An 18,208-nucleotide genomic window follows, 5' to 3' on the forward strand; every position below is an offset into this window, starting at 1 on the left:
ACTAGCTTTGGCCGCGTGAAGTATGATAACGGTCACCGCTGGTCTCAATCCCTTCTCAAACAGGGATGGGTTCTAACCACGGCTACGGGGCGCACGATGAAACGCCTAGCGGGCTGTCTCAATCCCTTCTCAAACAGGGATGGGTTCTAACCTTCAGCGAGTTTGTCATGGACACCATCGCGGCAGTCTCAATCCCTTCTCAAACAGGGATGGGTTCTAACCGCGGGCGACCGAAGCTCAACACCCGACTAGGGTTACGAAGCCGATTTCCGTTACCTCGCCAGGCATGTCGCGATGGAGCCGCACCACGATCAGAACCAAGTAGCATAAGTCTATTGTCAAAGAGCAGTTAAGGGAAGTCCGTTACCTCGAACTTCCATCCAAGTCGGCATCAGCGCCCGATTTGCAGCACACACCAACCCAGCGGAACGGTTCCCCCCGCATAGGTCCGTGTGTTTCCCGCCCCTCGATTCGAGTAGGGTTCCGACCAACGGGAGCCTACCGTTACACACTCAAAGTGACTGTGACGCCCCAGCCGAATCAGACATTGCTGATCGGTTAAACTGGCCGCAGTCGCTTGAAGACCCTCGGCAACGTCCGGATCACAGCGGAAACGTGCAAGCTCTTCGACAAGTAAAGGCCGATAGAACTCGTTGCAAGCGTCGAGCAAGGCTTGGCGATCGATAAGCCGGGGGAGCCGATGCCGTTGCATGGGGGTCACGCGCGGATCCGCCAGGTGGGGCGCCAGCCGCAGTTCGCCGCGCCAGACTGGCTGATGCCCTTCGAGCATGCCGACGTAGCACTCGCGCCACAAATGGATCTTGCTGGGGTCGGAGTCGCCGCACGTCGAACCCATCCGCCGAACGATCTGCAGACGACGGACCTCGGTGCGAAGCTGTTTGCAGGTGAGGTCGGAAAGGCGCACCTGGCGAAACGGATCGCGGAGCAGATCGGGGGCGCCGTGCTGATTGGCGTGCCCTAACGCGGCGGCCTCGAATCGCTGAGAAACTCGGCTGCGGCCCTTTTCTCTTTGCTGCGCCTCCTGGAGCTGGTGATGATTGGTTGTTCCCTGTAGGGCTTGGGCGACAATTGGCGTACGCAGAGCGCCTTTGAGGCTAGATCCGGGGAGATACGGCGTGCCGGTGGCGGTGTTGCGCGGGAGGAGATGGATTTCTCCCCTGGCCGAGTCCTGCAGGGCCTGCCGCAGATCGTCAGCCGATTGGCTTTCGACAAAGATAGGCGGCCGGAGATACTCGGCGGGGAGATGTTCGCTGAGCCATTCGGCCAGTCCGTCGCCGGCGAGCAATTGGTCGACCGGATGGGCCGAAGCGGTGCCCGTGGCGGACTGTTTCTTGTAGGCGACATTGTCCAATGCCCACTGTGCCCGACCGGCTTGCGTCTTGGGGTAATTTGCAAGCGCGGGAGCCTCGGTAATGCGTGGCGGAGCAGCGCCGAAGATCGATTCGAGAAACGCGCGCAGGTTCTGCTCGCCGAAGAAACGGTCGAGATCGAGCGCCGCGAGGCGTGGCCCGCCGCCGGCTTCGTCGTCGAGATAGCGATAGTCGATGGCGGACATCAACTCTCCCGAGCCGATGTGTACGGGCGTCAGGGGGGTGAGTTGAATGGGATAGCTAAGGGAAGGATACCCGTTCATTGGGCGTGCTCCTGCTGCGAAGCGGGATTGAGCAGTGGATGATCGGCGAGGCCGTCTTCGAGTCGACAGGGGAGCGTCACGGCGGCGGCGTACTGACGAATGTCGGCGTAGCGGTGCACGCCGGCGAGGATGCGCCCGACCGTTGAGGGGGGGCCTGCGGGATAGTCCTGCGGCGGGCAGGCGAGCAGGGTCCCCGTGAGGAACGAGGCGACGGGACGTTTTTGGCGGAGGGAAGAACCATCGGGAGTGGGTCCGATCGCAAAGTCTCCGCCGAGCCGACCGCAGCGGACACCGGCGCGAAAAAATCCGCCGATAGGATCGCCCGGCTTGGGGGTGAAAGGAGCCAGGGTGACGACGGCGTTCGCGTTGGGGACCTCTGGCAACGCGGCTGTCGAGACCTCGAGCACTTCGATCCACCCGGCGCCATTAGCGCCATCGCGCCCGTAGCCCCCGATCAGGCCATCCTCGAACCAGCGCTGCACGAGCGTTGATTCGGCAGGGCTGTAGGCCCAGACGACATAGCGCGGCGATTCGCCGATTGCTCCGGCATTAAAGAAACGCCTCTCGGTAGCGAACAAGGTGCCGCCGTCTTCGGCGGTGGTGCCCCCTGTCAAACGATTCACGCCGGCGTGCGTCTGCGGAGCGATAACGGAGCGCACCGGTTGCTTGTGAAGTGCGGCTTTGACCGCCGCGAACAGTTTGTTGCTAGAGAGTCCCTCGGCCAAGGCAAGCCAGACATCTTCGGGAAGCCATTCAATCGCTGCGAGCTGTTTGCGAAGCTGCGCTTCCGCAGCGCTGGGCGCCGTGGACGGGCGTGGTGGAGGGGGAACTGCCGGTCGCGGCCAATACCCCCTCGGCATGGGGTCGCTGAGTATCAGGGGAGGCTCAGGCAATTCATGCCGCGCGAGCCACGCCGCTAGAGCTTCTTCCCCTTCGCGATACCGGATGCCCCAGGCGATGTGGCCCCACAGCGTATCGGCTGAGAGCGGAGTGCCAAGCGCTGAGCGCAGCCGGAGTTCGATGCGATACAACGCTATCACGCTGCATTCCCTCCCTGCTCTTCATGATTGTCGCCGAAAAGATTGGGAAGCGTCAGCGGCCCCGAGCCGGTCTTGTCCGACTTTTGCAGCTTAAAGCGCACTTTGCCACAGCCGCGGCTGCCACCGCCGCCGAGCGCGTCGGCTTGGACCAGTGCGAGTGCGAGCAAGACGACTTCGTCGAACAACTTGCGGTCGGCGGCGCCATTATCTCCATCGATATCGAACACCCGGAACAGAAGCTCCAGATCAAACTCGACCCCGGGCAACACGCGCTCGATGGGCCGAGGATTGGCCATGCTGCTAAGGCGGTTGATCGAGTTCTCGCTCTTGACTTCGACCAGCGGACGGCCGAACTGAACAAACTCGGTGCGCGACTTTTCAGCGAGAGGCGCATCGCGGACGATCAGCCGCGTAGGGCCACGACGATAAGCTGGCTCGTCGGCCTTGCTGGCAGGAACGCCGAACACTTTGTGCACAACGGCTTCCTCTCGCAGGTCAGGCTTAGTGACTTCGCCGTCTGTGGGGAGCTCTCCGTAATGCCACTCGGCGAGGCTCCGCATGCGTCCCTTGAGACTGCTGCCCGGGATATAGGGTTCGGCGTTGACCGGATTCTTGATGATGGGGTTATCAAGACCGGAGATTTCCATGACATCTTGACTGCCGCCGATGTGCAGCCCTGTTTCGACGGTGATCGTTCCCGCAACCCGGATCACATCGACAAGCTGATTGACCTTCATGATTTGCTGACCTTTCCATTGCCGTACATGAAACCGACGACCGCCTCGACGTGCAGCACGAACCGTTCGAACTGGGTGGCGTCGTTGACTTTCTGGATGCCATCGTCGAGAAAGCCGCAGAACATCTTGAGCGCCTCGGCTTGTCGCCCTGATTGGCGTCTTCCGTAAGCGATCTTGCTGCGGAGCATCTTGAAGCGCGGCTCGATCCGATCGGCGTAGCGCTGCTGCCGGGTTGGGTCGTCCGCTCCAGCGGTGATCGCTCGATACTGGTTGTAGAGCCCTTTGAGTTCGCCGAAGTAGCGACGCAATTGGCTACTGTTGACTTCGCCTGAGATGCTGTCGGCTTGCTGCTCGGCAAGCGAATCGTAGAGTTCTCGATCTGGTTTACTGGGATCAAAGAGGGCGGTGACCTTAGGGGGAGGGCTCGTTGGAGCCCCGCCGCGGTGACCACCTTGTTGATGGTACGGGCGACTCATGACTTGAATCCTCGCAATCGATAAAGGGTAAGCGACGCCGCGACATACAAACGGCGAGCGTCACGGGACGTAAGCACCTGAGATAACGCTTCGTGTAGCTGTGGAAACTCCTTCGGAGAGAGATTCCGCGCGAGGTCGTAGCTCATCTGACTACGCCACTTGAGCGTGGGCCCTTGCGCGCCCTCGGACGGGGTGTCGGATTCGATCGCTTGGCGGCTGTACTGCAGCAGGCGATAGATCAGCGAGCTCTTCTGCGAGGTTGTGGCTTCGCCGCCCCCTGCTGCAGCGAAGATGACACGCTGCAAATCGATGGCTTCGCTGTAGGCTTGCCACGATAGCGAAACACTGCCAAAAGCGATCCGATTCCGGCCAGAGTTCTTCGCGAGCTTCTCGGATTCCTCAGCGGCTTCGGTCAAGCGCGCAATGGGCGTCGTTGGTTTGGAAAAGACAAGTCCCGCAGATAACGTCACGCAGGGATTACCAGCAGCCGCTTGCCTGAACCACGTATTGATTTGCGCGGCTAGGCGCGCCATGTCGTACCATGGGCCCACGAGAAACAGGTCGTCGCCACCCGCAAAAACCGTGTAGATGAAAGGGTACTGCTTTTCCAGGCGATCCATCAGAAAGCCTTTGAAGAACGTATCCAAATAGCGCGCAGCGCCGGCGTACCGTCCGAAAGACACCCCCTCCCCCAGACCGTAGCCGAACAACATGCCGAGATGATCGACGTCGGCTTTAAGCACCCCGAGCATCGGTTGCGCGATGCTTTGCCCCTGATCGTCTGTGGATAAACGCGCTAGCTCTGAGAAAGTAAGGGGCTCGTTGAGCTCCGCTGTATCAAGGCTGTAATCGGCAAGTAGCTGTGCTGATTGTTTACTGTGTAAAGGTAATCTGGTAGCGGTCAGGTAGAGCCCCTCGCCCGATCGCGCCGCTTCAGGGCTGAACGCGAAAGCTTGCGCCAGAGAACGCTGTTGCTCTTCATGCAGGCTTACGCGAAAGCCAAGAATGTCGATTTCGGCAGATGAAGCGGCCTCACCAGCAGGACTGTCAATTAGCCAGAAAGAACGGGCTTTAGGCAATCGGCCTCCAAGATCACGTAGACGATCGAGAAATGCTTTGCGATCGGTGGGCAAACCTTCTCGATCAGATACGTATCCCGTCTCTTGCCAATCTCCGTGGCTAATTCTTGCCGAATAGGGATTCGCGTATCGAGCGGCTGCCAAACGATCATCGAGGGCGCGAAGGGTTGCAGGCATTTGTTTCCGGGAAAAAGCATCGTCAGATAACTCTTCGGAAACAGCGATATCCAGTCGCAGGGAGTTCCCTAGCTCTAGCCAGAACCAATCTCGTATGTAGGCGATTGCTTGATCGAGGCGGCTCATAATCAAAGGACTGCTTGGCAGAAGCAGCAATGCCCTCCCACCGACATCGTGTATCAGATTGGTCGCCGGCAGACCGCAAGCGCTGAGCACACGCCTGGCGGCAAGCCAGCTGATCAAGCCAACGAAGAAGGATCTTGCACGCAATCGCTTTGCCAGACCTTTGCTTGAAGCAGCGCTGCTGGCTTCGTCGTCTTCGTCAAGTTGGGGCGCCGAAGAGCCCGATATGAAGCGCTGGATACCTCCAACGGCTATTTCCACGAGGCGATATCGACCTTTTAGCTGATGCGGGTCTTTCGCTTCGCCTTCATGCAGGACTGCTAGGCAAGCTGCGAAAGCTCCAACGAGCCTTGAGTGATCGAAGAGAGTTACGTCTGGTTCGTTATTCCTAGCGCGGGATGCCGGCACAGCGTGCATTCGGCGTTGCAAAACGAGCAAGAGCTGATCGACGCGTCTGTCGCAGGACTCGGCAGCTTCTAATCTGAGTTCGCGCAGGTCTTGCATGAGGTCTTTCGTCAGTTTGTCGCACCCCACGCGGTAAGATGCGGCATCACGACTCGCAACAGGCAGATACTCTTCCCACCGTTCAAGACTTACTGCAGATAATCCTTGAGAGACGCCATCAGACGTTACCGCCGTATCGGATGGCCAGCGCAGGAGTCCAAGCGGAGCATAGAGTCCCTCACCGATATCGCGATCCTCCGAAGCGACTTCGTTGCGGTCGTGACCGCTAGCCAGTCGGTCGGCGCGTGTGACGATATTTTGATCTAAGCTATCTCCATCGGGCTTATGGTGATTAGCGGCAAGCTTCACTAGCTCGGCTTGAGACAATCCTTCAACAAAGAATTCGGTCTCGTCGAGCAGCCAAGCAGTATGCAGAGCATGCGCGTGGCTGTGGCTTCGTCCGTCGGGAAGGAGTGGGCAGACTAGCGCCTCATTCGCCTCCCGATACGACTGGGGAATCGGCATCTTGGCGGCGGCCGATAACTTGCCGATATCGTGAAGCAGGCCGGCAATCGCGACCCAGTGTGCTTTCTTATGTGACTCCGCTTTAGGCGGGGCGGACAACTTCATACAGGGTTCCATTCAACTCTTCCAAATCCGAAGGACGTTGATTTTCCTAAGTGCGTTGCTGGAGCGGCTTCGAGCCAAGGGCCTACGGAATCCCACGGGCCCCTGATGACAGCTTCTCCGACTAGGCCCGCCAGAGTCATGGTTCGCTTTTGGCGACCTGAATAGCGATTGAAGCCCCAGCGGTGAAGGTTTGATTCCAATACTTCAAAGTCATGCTCTTCGACTCTGTGCAGGGAACACGGGATCGGCTGAGCGTCGCCATAGAGGGCTACAATTTCAGCATATCTTCTCCTACCAGCAAGAACGAACTCCAGCGGGTTCAGTGAAGATCCCGTACCGCGATTATTCTTGGCAAGTCTCAATGGAGTAATGAAACGAAAAAGTATCTGATCAGCCGTGCTCGGCAGCTTCTCTCCAACTGCGTGGATTCGCGGGCTGCTGTGGTCAGTTTGGCTACTGATCTCCTGACCCGAATCATCCGTTACCTTCATGATGTTGTAGCGAACTCTTTTCGTGCCGATGCCGCGTTCTCCTGCTTGACGAAAGACGTGCACGACATACGGCCACAAGCGGCAGGAATTACCGAATAGCCGGACGCCCCAAGACAGTGTTCGATCGCAGGGAGCGAGATCAATGGCGGGCGGCACGAGCAGTACGAAGGGTTGGGCTACCCGCGATCGTCCTCGAAAGGGAGACTCCGCACTCAGCGGTCGGACGCCTTCGAAGAGAGTTGGATAGGGGCAAACCTTTTGCAAGAAGCATTCTTCACAGGGAGTATGCCGTACTTGACAAACCGTCTGCTTGAGAAGGTGGCCGAAGGCGCCTCGTAGAGTAGCTCCCAGGTACGGTGGCAGGTCACGCCGTTCAGCTTCTACGAGCTCTGCCTGGACAACGATATCGACGTAGCGAAGCAAGATCGTCTCCTCAACCCGATCAACTCAAGAAACGATGAATGGGAAGGAGTCTATACCGACTCCGAGGTTCGCGATATTTTTTTCTTGCTGGTCAGAGCGTGATTTCGGTAAGTATTTTTTCCCGAAGATTTTTTGATTTTGATAATAATGCTTGGACTATACCCGCTCCGAGGTGAGACGGAGTCGAGTGCGCTATCCGCCACCATGAACTGGCAGGCAACGCCCTCATGGACTACGAGTCAGTTTGCCAAGTTGCCCTAACCTGCAATGCTTCTAGACCTTGAGAGACGTCAGAACGAAGTGGAGAACTTGAGGATGGATGAAGGTCATCCGGCCGCGCCGTAGGCCAGGCGCTCGCACCGGGAGAGCCTTTGCAGCGTTGACTCTCGCTTCTAGAGCGGTTTGCTCTTTGAGATAACGTCGTTGTTGGGTTAGGACACGGTCTTCACAGACAGGAGATCGATCATGGCGGCGTACTCATCGGACCTGCGAGAGCGGGTATTTCAGGCGTATCAGTCGGGGCTGAGCAGCCCACTGGTAGCCGAACGGTTCGGGGTGAGCGCTGCGTTCGTTCGGAAGCTGGCGTTGCTGCACCGTCGGTACGGCACGATCGAGCCACGCCCCCGCACGCAGGGCCGCAAGCCGGTGCTGAACGACAAGCAACGCGATCGATTGATCGAGTTGGCCGGTCACGAGCCGGACCTGACGCTCGATGAGATGAAGGCCCGGCTGCAACTGCGGTGCTGCCAGACGACCGTCTGGCGAGAGCTGAAGAAGGCCGGGTTGTCTTTCAAAAGAAGTCTTTCCAAGCTAGCGAGCAGTCCCGCGAAGATGTCGCGGAAGAACGCGCGCGTTGGGCCCGCCGCGTGAAACGGACCGATCCGCGTCGGCTGATCTTCCTCGACGAGAGCGGCGTGCGGGTCGGCATGAAGCGGCTCTACGGCCGCAGCGCGAAGGGCTGGCGGGTCGTGGACCGGGCCTCGGGCGGCCACTGGCAGACGCACACGATGACCGCGGCGATCGGCCTGGGCGGCGTCATCACGGCGATGGTGACCAAGAAGGCGATTAACTCGATCACGTTCCTCGGCTTCATCGAAGAGTTCTTGGCCCCGCAGCTCAAGCCGGGCGACCTGGTCGTAATGGACAACCTGGCGGTCCACAAAGTGAAGGGCGTCGAAGAGGCCCTTCAAGTGGTCGGGGCCCGGGCTTGGTTCCTGCCTCCCTACTCGCCCGACTTCAACCCGATCGAGCAGGCGTGGTCCCAAGCGAAGAGCTGGTTACGAAAGAAGTCGCCGCCTACCTTCGATCAACTCGTGGTGGCGATCGGAGACGCCCTGCGTCGCGTCACTCCAACCCACTGCCAAAACTACTTCGCCAACTCCGGCTACCGCGTTCCTCCAAAGAGCAAAACGCTCTAATTAGGAAGCAGAAGTGATGTCTGTTTCTGGAGTTGCTAGGGGTACGAAATCGAAGCTCGGGTTAACAGCCCAAGCCAGTTCACGGAAACGACAGAATCCATTCGCGAGATAAGCTTGCTTTAGCGTGTCGCACTCCGGCGAGAAGAGCGCGGGCGCCCCGACAAGGATTGCCAAGCATCTAGCGCGGCTGGTGGCCACGTTCATGCGATTAGGGCTGTAGAGAAAGTCCATGCCGCGCGGCGCGTCGGCGATTGAGGAACTGGTCAACGAGTAGATCACTACCGCCGCTTCTAGTCCCTGGAACTTATCGACGGTCCCGACCCTTGCTCCACGGGGAAGCCTTCTTCGAAGCAAGGCCACCTGGGCGTTGTAGGGAGCCACCACGAGAACATCGGCGAGCGTCAGCGGCATCGCCTGGTTTGCGGCGTTGCGCCAGCTGTGCGTACCGTCAACGAGGCGCGTGAAGAGTGATGCAATCGCCACGACTTCCTCCGGGCTGTCGTTCTGATTGCCCTCGTGGATCACCGGCAGAAACGCCAATCCTGATTCGGGGAGCTGCGATCCGCCGCATAGTGCTTGACGCTCAAGCCCTTCGCGGCTAATGAGCCGTCCCTCGTAGTACTGCTCCGATGTGAACCGGCAGATGGAAGGAGGTAGTCGCCAAGTCTGCGGCACAAATAGCCCACGGTCTTCGGCAAGCGTATCTCGCCCGTCTAGCAGGTGGTTCAGTGCCGCGACCTCGGCCCCTTCCGGATGGCTTCCGCGTTGCGGTTGCTCGAGTTGCTGCGGGTCGCCCAGCAGGATAATGTTCTTCGTCGCCCGTGCGGCCGCCAAGGCCATCGCTAGCGACATCTGTCCAGCCTCATCGATGAACAGATAGTCTAACTCCTGCTCTAAATCTTCGTTGGACCACACCCAGGCGGTACCCCCAACGACTCTATTTTGCCCCAAAGCGGCTGCGACCTTATCCGTGCCGTCCAAGACTTCAATGTTCAGTGGGAAGTCATCTGGTGGGTGGAGGATGCGTTGGGCAAGAGCAACTTTTTCGTCACTCTCCGCCACAGCGCTCAAGAGGTTCGTGATCACCTTATTACTTACCGCTGACACGCCAACGCGATAGCCTTTCGCGGCAAGCTCCGCGATCATATGGCTACCGAGGTAGGTCTTGCCGGCGCCGGGTGGACCTTGGATCGCCAAGACGCTGTTGTCTAAGTCGAACGCCAGCTCGACAGCGGCCTTCAGTATGTCTCCATCAAGTGGTAGTTGCAGCGATTTGAGGCTAGGGGGCTGCTTCGAGAGCAGCTCATACCGAGCTTTGTGGTTTGGAGAGTCGATGTCTTGAACAACAGAACGCGCGAAATCGAGGAGCGATTCAGGAAGGGGCTTGGGACGCACTCTCCTGAAGCTGAACACCTCTGTTGGGTGTACTTCGATAGTCGCTTGCGTTTTCTTAATATCGAGAATGCCGGCGTCGAGGTCGAACGCCGCGACGGTCCCGAGCATCTCGCCGTTAACCTCGATCAGCTCGTCTCCTGGCTCGAGTCTCGCTTCCTGAGGAGGGAAGCTGTAGCGGTGCGTTGGGACCCTTCCTCCTCTTTCGCGCGGCGTTTCGGTCACGAATTGCAGTCCACCGACACAGGCTTGTTCGGACAAGACCTCATCTGGCTCAAGGTTTCGCAGGCGGAAGTACTCCCACCACACGCATTTGTCTTCTCGGCGGAAGTAGTCCAAAAGGTGAGCGAGCAGCCAGCGGGCGCTCTGGTCCCGATTTCGGTTCTCTTCTGGGATCCCACTTACGAGTGCGTCGAAGACCTGACTTACCTCGTTGCCTTGCTGCTCCACTGCCGCGCTCGCCTCTCCGTTAAGCAGCTCGGGACGCGGCATCTCATTTCCGGCATCAATCAACTCCGCGCGCAGGCCCTCGAGCCAGTCCCGCAGGACGAGCGTCGATAGGCAGTCGTCCCTGTTGTAGTCCGAGACCGTCTTACTGTCTGTATCGCAGATCTCGCCTGGGAGTCCCAGTTCTAGCGCCCGCTCGACGCGATGCAGACCGTATCGAGCGTCTTCAAGCTCAGCCGCTCGTTGGAAATCGTAGAAAGGCTCAAGCTTCTTGATTGAGTAGCTCTCCACACTCGCTCGAAGTCCCTGAAGCACAACGGCGTACAGGTCGATAAACCGCTGTCCGCGAAGCAGCCGATCGACCTCTTCCTCGCGGGTAGCGTGCTGCATCGCGAGTCGCTTCATCGCTGAAGGCTCGTAGTGGGCGTAGTGGTAGACATGCATGCCAGGGAAACGCTCCCAGCGATCCATCACGAAGTCGATGAACTCCTCGAAAGTTTTCTTTTCGGCAGCGCTGGTAAGACTCCACCCTCCCTTGTACTCGGACACTCCCCCACCGTCGCGCACTACGTAACCAAGCAGGTACTCAAGCCCACTATTTCCTACATGCGGGTCGCCTTCGATATCGAAGAAGATATCGCCCACATCCGGTTCGGGCAGGGCCAAGAGCCCCCGCTTTTCTTCGAGGTCCAAGAGCTCGTACTTTAACGATCCTTCACGGCGTGCCCGATATTGGATCTTGGCCTGAAGTTGTAACTTTACGAACGTGGCCTCTGACCCCTTCTGCGGAGGTTCGGGCAGCGGTTTAGTCGATTCGGCGAACTTCCTCAGAGTTCTCGTTCCTTGGCGATAAAGTTCGGCGATCTGCTGTTTGCCGATGCCCGCCACTAGAGTTAGGTGATCATCCTGACGGCGACGCTTCTCGCAGACAGTTCGCCAGTTGCAGATATCGCAGTGCGACACTGGCTCCGGATAGGTAGCCGTGACGTTCGATTGCACGACGGTCTCTTCGAGTTTCTCTCTTACCATCCGGTAATACGCCATGAAGTCGTCAACGCGGAGTCGTTCTTCTTCGAAAGGTTCACCAGGCTTCACTACCGACATCGTGGTTGGGAGCTTGCCCTGCAGGCCCCGCACTAAATCGGAATACAGGCATAGCTGCAGCACCGCACCGACCCGTGTGTTCAGTGAGAGCTTCGTGTCGGCAACCTCGTAAGACCAGTCGCCGAATCGGCTTGAACCCTCGACCTTCACTAACAGGTCGGGGCGGCCGGACCATCGCTCTTCAACCAAGGCGCCCTGCACGATGACATCTACCCCATCGGCCATCGCCTTCTGTGTCTCCTCCTGCGCCTGCTGAATATCTGCCTCCTTGGCTAGCTCGCGTACCGTCTTGCCTTGTTCCTTAAGATGTTCGATGTATCTGCTTTCATGCGCTAGGCCGCGCTCTACCAACGTCTCCAAGTGCAAATCCTTGCGTACCGGCTTGCCTATTTCTCTTTTGGCTGCTTGTAGACTAAGGGTGGTGAGATGATGACACGCTACATGATTGGCAAGATCAGTAGCCGCTAACATCAGCTTCTGCCCATCGAACTGCATGGATTGCTCCCCAATAGGAATGATTTGATCGATACCGTCGGGGCTGTGCTGCGCCCCCACCACCTAGACGAAACTAATAGATTCCTCCGCAATGCGAGTGCTTACGCTACTTGACCATCGCTAGATCCAGGCTCATACTGCTCGACAGCGATAAGCCAGCTCTGCAGTGGGGTCTCAAGCATGTAATTGAAGTGCATCAGCGAGACCGCTTTGAGATGAGTGACGAGCGATTCAGGGCACTCGAAGATGTCGATTGACCTCGTAGGGAGGGGCCAATCACCTCGTGGAGTCACGAGGAAATTCCCCGCTACCTTGAATAGCACCTGTGAGGCAGCAAGCCGCTCTTCCTCAGCCACCACTAGCTCATCTGCTATCTGTGCAAGTGGCAGATTGAATGTGTCGTCTTCTTGCGTCGCAGTCGATTGCTCGTCCAGCACTAGTACCGGTTGGTAAATCCTTACCCGCCAGGGACGCCGTTTCTTTGAAGCGGCTTCGAGTTCCTCTTGTGAGAACACAGGGGCACCAAGGTTGCCTGGACCATCGAGGTAGGGGCGCCGGAAGGCATCGCCTTTGATTGCCTTACCATCTTTGGCGCGAAGATGGGGGACTTTTGTCATGTTGGACCGATGCACTTCCCCAAAGATCTTGTCAGCAGGCAAACCAGCGGCGACGGCGTCCCCTAGCAGCACGTAGAGTCGGTCTCCCCAAGCGTCCGCGGCAGCCTCCAGATCGCGCTGCGCATGGGCTTCGAGCCACTCAGCCATTTCCTCCAGCTCCATAGCAGCACGTGCAAAAAGATCGTCGCCATGATTGATCAGATTGCGGCATAAGACGCAGCAGGCTCTAACAGCTTGTGCGACTTGCTCGGCACGCGAGGAGTCAGCTTCGAGCATTCTTGGGTACAGGGTAACGGCCGCCCCGATGGCGATGTGGAATTCGGAGACATCCTCCAACGCATCGTTCAAAGACATGGGCTTCCTTCATTGAAATGAGAAACGGGAATCGCCAGTAGCTGCGTAACTAGTAAACGCACCACCTGGCATTTTTTCACCTTGATGGAAGCTATTTGGGAGCTTTGGGGGAGTACTGGTCACTAGCCTCGAGACAAACCTGGAAGTACAGAGAGGCAAAAGCGCAGACCGGCTTCCTTTACCATCTTCTGGCCCCGGGGACGCCTAAGATTAAGACCCCCGTTCGGGGGGGGCAAGGTTTTTGGCAGGTTTGAAGCTCCTAAGCTTGCCTGTCATCAAGCGCCTGCGTAGATTCATGCCGTCGAGGTTGTGCTGTATCGCATTCGCTATCTAGAGGGACCATGGCTCGTCATGCGTTTCGTGAAGGCTCTACTTCTCCAGCGAGACTGCTCAACGTCTGGGACAAGCCGATAGAGAACCGGAATGTTCACCTGCTGCGAATTGAGTTCGAAATCTTCAACGAAGAACCCAACCGCCTTCTGGTGGCTACGGGGCGTATCGCATGCCGCGATGTCGTTGTCGGTGACGGGTATGATCTTTCTCAAGATCGCGGCGTATGCCCGTACGTCATGGCGTTCAACAACTTTGACTCTAGCCGAGTCAGTAATTGGCTAGACTTAGCTAACAAGAGGCCATGGGTTGAGATCACCTTCGGGAAAATTCACGAGGGCGATCAAAGAAACGCGTTCAAAAAGATTGGCTCTTTCGACGCAAGCGCCTTTACGATCAAAGAGTACGCTTTCAAGCTTGACAAAGACTGGCAGAAGATCGGTGACGTGGCCGGCAAACTTGGTCTCAGCGAGAACACGGTACGGCGGCGGATCAAGAAGCTAGAGCCGGAACACGGCGCCTTGCTGGTGAGATACACCCCGGGTGGACATCGCGTGATCTGCTGGCCCCGACTGCACAACCTGCTAAGCGATTGATAAATCTATTCTGCTGCCATCGGCCCAAGGCTACCAATAGCATAATAGTGCTGTCACTAGTTAATGTTTTAACAACAACACCCGCTCATCAGCCAAGGCTGTCCGACGTCAATCATATGACGAATGTACAAGACGGCGTAACTCCTTGAAGTACTTATCTTTTTTTGCACAACTAATTCTTTGGGGAACCGATGCTGATTCATGACTGGTGCAAGCGAATTCGACTTAAAGGTGTGCAGGTAGATGTCACTGGCGATACTATCCGCTCCTGGCTACTTATTGCTTACCCGCCCTATCTTGATCCACACCCATCCTGGATCAAGCTTGATGACCAAGGCGACGATTACTGGTATTCCATGAGACACCGGGTAATAGCTCGAATCAACCAGGACCACAGCAAAATATGGGTCACGCCTAATCATCTTGCATTCAAGAACTTGCTCGCTCCATTAGTCGCATCGATCCCCTAGCGAAAGCAGATGTGTCGCGGACATTTGGAAGATGCTATCTATTTATTTAACCCTATACATTGATACTAGGATTCACTCCGTGATAGATGGGCCCCAAAGCGAAGTCCCTACGTGGCTTGCCGACATTACCCCAAGCCAGATTGCAGACAATCCTTTTCCGCTTCTATCGGTCCTGACAGGTTCTCTGTACTATCCCTGCTCCGGCTTCGACGGTCGTCCCGTCAGGAATTTCAGCGTGATCTTTAAGAGTTTTGTCTACGTAGACTACGGTATCGATGAGGAACAGCTGGACCGTGAACTTCAGCAACAAGGTTTCAACGGCTACCACCTACTCGGGCAGCGATCTGTTCAAGAGCAGGAGTTGATTCCAAATGGCTGGACACCCTCTCCTCCGCTCGCTGCCGACATTGATCAATTGAACCTTAATCGACGTACTAAGTCACCGTACTGTCGATGGATGCTATTCGAGCGCGACGAAGACATAGACGATAGCCACGGTCCGATCCGGTTCAGTCTGCTCTACCTTTGTGCTGACGGTGTTGCCGCTTTCCAGGCCCTCTATCTAGCAAATAAGGGCCGACCTAAAGCAGTAGCGATAATCCAACCTGGACGCGGCTGGGGCGGAAATTGGACTGACTTCGAGGATCCAGACAAGATCTTCGCTCGGTGCGTACTCGGTAATCCAGAAGGAAAACCCGAATACCTCGTCTATGGAGGCCGGGGCGATGCGGATTACTACAGCAGACCCTGTTGGCCCCAGTACACGCAAGAGCTGTGGTGCTCAGACACCGGTCGGTTACGCTTATGGGGCCTGCAGTAGGCTGAGAAATTCTCGGAGCGTGGTTTTCGGTATCTGAACGTTCTCACGTCGCCATACGTTTGGCAGCTACTTGCCTGGAGATGAGTGTGCTGCTCTTGCTGATACCAATATGATGGGGCCAGCGACGAGGAAATACCGATGATAAGATCCCCTTCCGAGGAAATATCTAGAATGAACGACGACCCTTAAACAGCGTAGGTCAAGGGCGAATGTCTCGATCTATACCGTTCAGGCTACGGTTTGACGCGGGATTGAGACCTCCAAACGGTCAAGTAAACCAGCGATCGGCGGCAGAAATGTCCGTAAACCTGATGCCAGAAAGTAATGCGGTCCTTCGTCGCCGTGTCGAGATCGACTTTGAGGCGGCACGAATCCTACAGCAACTTGGTGCTTGCCGAAAGGTTATCGAGAGTGGCTTCACATTAACGTCCGAAGTCGAGAAGTATCTTGATAACCCCAAGCTCAGCAAGGAGCAAGTCATCTGGCTGCAGGCTTTCATCGACCGCATTATCAGGAAGATCGAGAGAGCCCAGAGGGTCAATAAAAAGCTTGGCGAACGGTCTACGATGCTTCTAGAAGAGATCCGCTACCTAGACAGCATGAGTCCCGAAGAGATGACCAATCAGTTGTCCGCACAGCCCATGAGTGATAGAGAGAAAACCCTCGAAGGCATCATGAACTTCACCAGAAACGCGGCGCCGTACGTTGCTGTGGCAGCGATCATTTATGGCTTCGTCAAATACACCGGAATCGGTGGGATCGCCACTGGCGGAGCGATGAAGGGCGGGCCCTTCGGGTCGATCCTGAAAAGAAATGAAGAGGAGCGGGAGATGCGGCGTAAGATCGAACTCCGCCGGAAGATTGAGGGTCGTTAGGACGTAGTCAAAAGAGGCACTAATGTAGCTCCATTAGAGCTATTTACCCTGCAGCTGTGTCCTGTCAGTATTGCGCTACTCTGTCGTATGAAGAATTATACATAGAATTCTCAGCCCGCCACGGTCTCGATGCGGTTTGCAGTAGCGATTGAGACGGTTAGGCAGTAAGCAATAGAGCGTTTGCACCGATGCACACCATATAATACCCTTTGTTAAGTACTACACGGCGTAGTTCCGTAGAATGGTTGCTCGCCATCACCGCGCATCATACCAAAGGTCAGCGTCAATGAAATCAACTCGAAGCACGCAACAAGCTCACTACCTTGGGGCTGATCTGACTGATCGGCACTCACAGGCCAGACGGCCCATTGATGTTTGCGGGCTCACTTGTACAGATGAGAACTTGCTTGAAGCTGCATTTTGGCAATGGGAGTGGCCGGAACCGCAAGAAGCCCTGGATCTATCGCAGCTTATGAAGGAAGTCCGTGACGCTAAATCGGTCATGCTCGACGGCCCCCAAGGTTTAGCTTCGATCGGCAACCATCTGCGAGCCTGCGAACGAGAATCTGGGGCCGTCGGCAAAACACCAGACACCATGCCGGCGAAAAAACGACCGTTCGGAGGGTATATCCGTTCATCCATTGAACTGTTTTCGGCTTTCCACAAAGCTGAAATCAAAGTTAGCCCCGACAACTTCATTGGCGGTGTGTGCGAGGTCTATCCCGGCAATATTTGGCGACGACTGGCCAATCGAGTACTCCCGAGGAAAAGCACGGAAGAGGGTCGGCGAGCACGAAAGATCATCCTTGAAAGCCTTGGCGTCAGCAAATTGCCACGCCTGCCAACGCATGACGAGAACGATGCTTGCGTTGGTGCCGTGCTGGCAGCCGCGGCCGATAACAAGGTCCACGGAGTAAGAGTGACCGGTCTCGGTTCAGGGTTGGTGATCGAAGAAGGAGGGACACTGCGAGAAGGCCAAATGGTTATCCCGGAGATATGTAATGGAGTGCGGAATAAGATTGAAGCGGCGTTGCGCGACATACCTACGCCGACGGCCCCGAAAACTAGCTCTTCACGGCAAGCAGCGTCGGATCAAGAATCTCTGGATCGCGCGACCACTCTAAGGGATTGCCTCATCAAACGGGCTCTAGAAGGAAACGCTCAAATCTTCACTTACGCAGGGGCCTACAAGCATATCTTTGGCGCCTTAAACGCCAGGTGGTCGCAAGCATATGCGAATCAAGTCATATCGGTAGCAGAGAGTACGGCTCCCGCGGAGTTGCCGGGCTTGGGTGCGGTTCGGCTTGATGCCTTCATCGTGTCAAAAAGAAGCGGCCTTCCCAGTGACGGCCATTGGGAATCGGCCAATTACGACCGCGAGGACTGGGAACGCGTGCTTGGAACTGCAACTATCGTTTACTGAGGTGCGGCGGCGACTCTATGGCGAACCAGTCGTTGCAGTTGACCGTGTCTGGTCTTCCCCCCTGAAACAGAGCCACTCTGAGTGAGAGAATCTCGTGCCGGGCGGTCCCCGGTTTTTGGAGGATTCTTTCGATGAAGCGGACAAGGCACACGACGGAGCAGATCATCGAGAAGCTGCGTCAGGCGGACGTGGCTCTTGGTAAAGGGGCGAAGGTCCCCGAGATCTGCAAGACGCTCGGGATCACCGAGCAGACCTACTACCGCTGGCGTCAGAAGTACGGGGGCATGGCCCCCGACCTGGCGAAGCAGATGCGTTCGCTGGAGAAGGAGAACGCGAGGCTGAAGCGGCTGGTGGCCAATCAGGCGCTCGACATGGAGATCTTGAAGGAAGCCGCCAAGGGAAACTGGTGAGCCCCGAGTGTAAGCGGCGGACCGTCGATTCGGTCCGCCGCCTCTTGGGGCCCAAGAAGGCGGCGCAGAGGAGGGTCTGCCGCGTGCTGGGCCAGCCGCGTGCGACGCAGCGTTACCAGTCGAAGCGTCAGACGCTCGACGCGGAGTTGCTCACGGAGATGCGGAGCATCGCGGAGAAACGTC

At 57.0% G+C, this 18,208-nt stretch carries 14 protein-coding genes and 1 pseudogene; 7 read left to right on the top strand and 8 right to left on the bottom strand.

What is annotated here, in order from left to right; translation table 11 throughout:
* Positions 1-391: 391 nt before the first annotated feature.
* From csm5 to cas6, 6 genes are read right to left on the bottom strand one after another with little or no spacing between them, the layout of a single operon-like run.
* The gene (csm5, locus tag Pla111_RS16350) at positions 392-1,654 is read right to left on the bottom strand and encodes a type III-A CRISPR-associated RAMP protein Csm5 (RefSeq protein ID WP_146575534.1); all 1,263 of its coding nucleotides are present in this window, start codon (positions 1,652-1,654) and stop codon (positions 392-394) included.
* Positions 1,651-2,694: a hypothetical protein gene (locus Pla111_RS16355; protein ID WP_146575535.1), complete on the bottom strand. Its 1,044-nt coding sequence runs from the start codon at positions 2,692-2,694 to the stop codon at positions 1,651-1,653. The genes csm5 and Pla111_RS16355 overlap by 4 nt, the downstream gene beginning before the upstream one ends.
* The gene (gene csm3 / locus Pla111_RS16360) at positions 2,691-3,431 is read right to left on the bottom strand and encodes a type III-A CRISPR-associated RAMP protein Csm3 (protein ID WP_146575536.1); all 741 of its coding nucleotides are present in this window, start codon (positions 3,429-3,431) and stop codon (positions 2,691-2,693) included. The genes Pla111_RS16355 and csm3 overlap by 4 nt, the downstream gene beginning before the upstream one ends.
* Positions 3,428-3,907: a type III-A CRISPR-associated protein Csm2 gene (csm2, locus tag Pla111_RS16365; protein WP_146575537.1), complete on the bottom strand. Its 480-nt coding sequence runs from the start codon at positions 3,905-3,907 to the stop codon at positions 3,428-3,430. The genes csm3 and csm2 overlap by 4 nt, the downstream gene beginning before the upstream one ends.
* Complete coding sequence (cas10, locus tag Pla111_RS16370; protein ID WP_197525106.1) at positions 3,904-6,360, bottom strand: type III-A CRISPR-associated protein Cas10/Csm1; 2,457 nt, start codon at positions 6,358-6,360, stop codon at positions 3,904-3,906. Before cas10 ends, csm2 begins: the two co-directional genes overlap by 4 nt.
* Positions 6,357-6,851, bottom strand: a complete 495-nt coding sequence (gene cas6 / locus Pla111_RS17740; protein WP_146575539.1) for a CRISPR system precrRNA processing endoribonuclease RAMP protein Cas6 — start codon at positions 6,849-6,851, stop codon at positions 6,357-6,359. The genes cas10 and cas6 overlap by 4 nt, the downstream gene beginning before the upstream one ends.
* A gap of 888 nt (positions 6,852-7,739) precedes the next feature.
* On the opposite strand from cas6, the gene Pla111_RS17545 reads away from it, so the two are divergent.
* Positions 7,740-8,144, top strand: coding sequence for a helix-turn-helix domain-containing protein (locus tag Pla111_RS17545; protein ID WP_146575540.1), 405 nt, complete (start codon positions 7,740-7,742; stop codon positions 8,142-8,144).
* Entirely contained in the window at positions 8,033-8,692 is a 660-nt protein-coding gene (locus Pla111_RS16385) for an IS630 family transposase (RefSeq protein ID WP_231931120.1), read from the top strand. The genes Pla111_RS17545 and Pla111_RS16385 overlap by 112 nt, the downstream gene beginning before the upstream one ends.
* On the opposite strand, the gene Pla111_RS16390 is transcribed toward Pla111_RS16385, so the two are convergent.
* Together Pla111_RS16390 and Pla111_RS16395 are read right to left on the bottom strand one after the other, a co-directional pair.
* Positions 8,693-12,130, bottom strand: coding sequence for a TM0106 family RecB-like putative nuclease (locus tag Pla111_RS16390; RefSeq protein WP_146575542.1), 3,438 nt, complete (start codon positions 12,128-12,130; stop codon positions 8,693-8,695).
* A gap of 101 nt (positions 12,131-12,231) precedes the next feature.
* Positions 12,232-13,101: a pyrophosphohydrolase domain-containing protein gene (locus Pla111_RS16395; RefSeq protein WP_146575543.1), complete on the bottom strand. Its 870-nt coding sequence runs from the start codon at positions 13,099-13,101 to the stop codon at positions 12,232-12,234.
* Between the two features lie 341 nt (positions 13,102-13,442).
* Here Pla111_RS16395 and Pla111_RS16400 point away from each other — a divergent pair, with 341 nt between their 5' ends.
* From Pla111_RS16400 to Pla111_RS17330, 5 genes and pseudogenes are all read left to right on the top strand, one after another.
* The gene (locus Pla111_RS16400) at positions 13,443-14,027 is read left to right on the top strand and encodes an AsnC family protein (protein ID WP_146575544.1); all 585 of its coding nucleotides are present in this window, start codon (positions 13,443-13,445) and stop codon (positions 14,025-14,027) included.
* A 1,586-nt stretch (positions 14,028-15,613) separates the two neighbouring features.
* The gene (locus Pla111_RS16405) at positions 15,614-16,192 is read left to right on the top strand and encodes a hypothetical protein (protein ID WP_146575545.1); all 579 of its coding nucleotides are present in this window, start codon (positions 15,614-15,616) and stop codon (positions 16,190-16,192) included.
* Between the two features lie 403 nt (positions 16,193-16,595).
* Complete coding sequence (locus Pla111_RS16410; protein WP_231931113.1) at positions 16,596-17,615, top strand: DUF429 domain-containing protein; 1,020 nt, start codon at positions 16,596-16,598, stop codon at positions 17,613-17,615.
* A 131-nt stretch (positions 17,616-17,746) separates the two neighbouring features.
* On the top strand, positions 17,747-18,025 hold the full coding sequence (locus tag Pla111_RS16415; protein ID WP_146571431.1) for a transposase: 279 nt from the start codon (positions 17,747-17,749) through the stop codon (positions 18,023-18,025).
* Positions 18,022-18,208, top strand: a pseudogene (locus Pla111_RS17330) (hypothetical protein); the annotation flags it as partial. The gene Pla111_RS16415 and the pseudogene Pla111_RS17330, both read left to right, overlap by 4 nt.

Source organism: Botrimarina hoheduenensis (assembly GCF_007859815.1).
Classification (GTDB): Bacteria; Planctomycetota; Planctomycetia; order Pirellulales; family Lacipirellulaceae; genus Botrimarina; species Botrimarina hoheduenensis.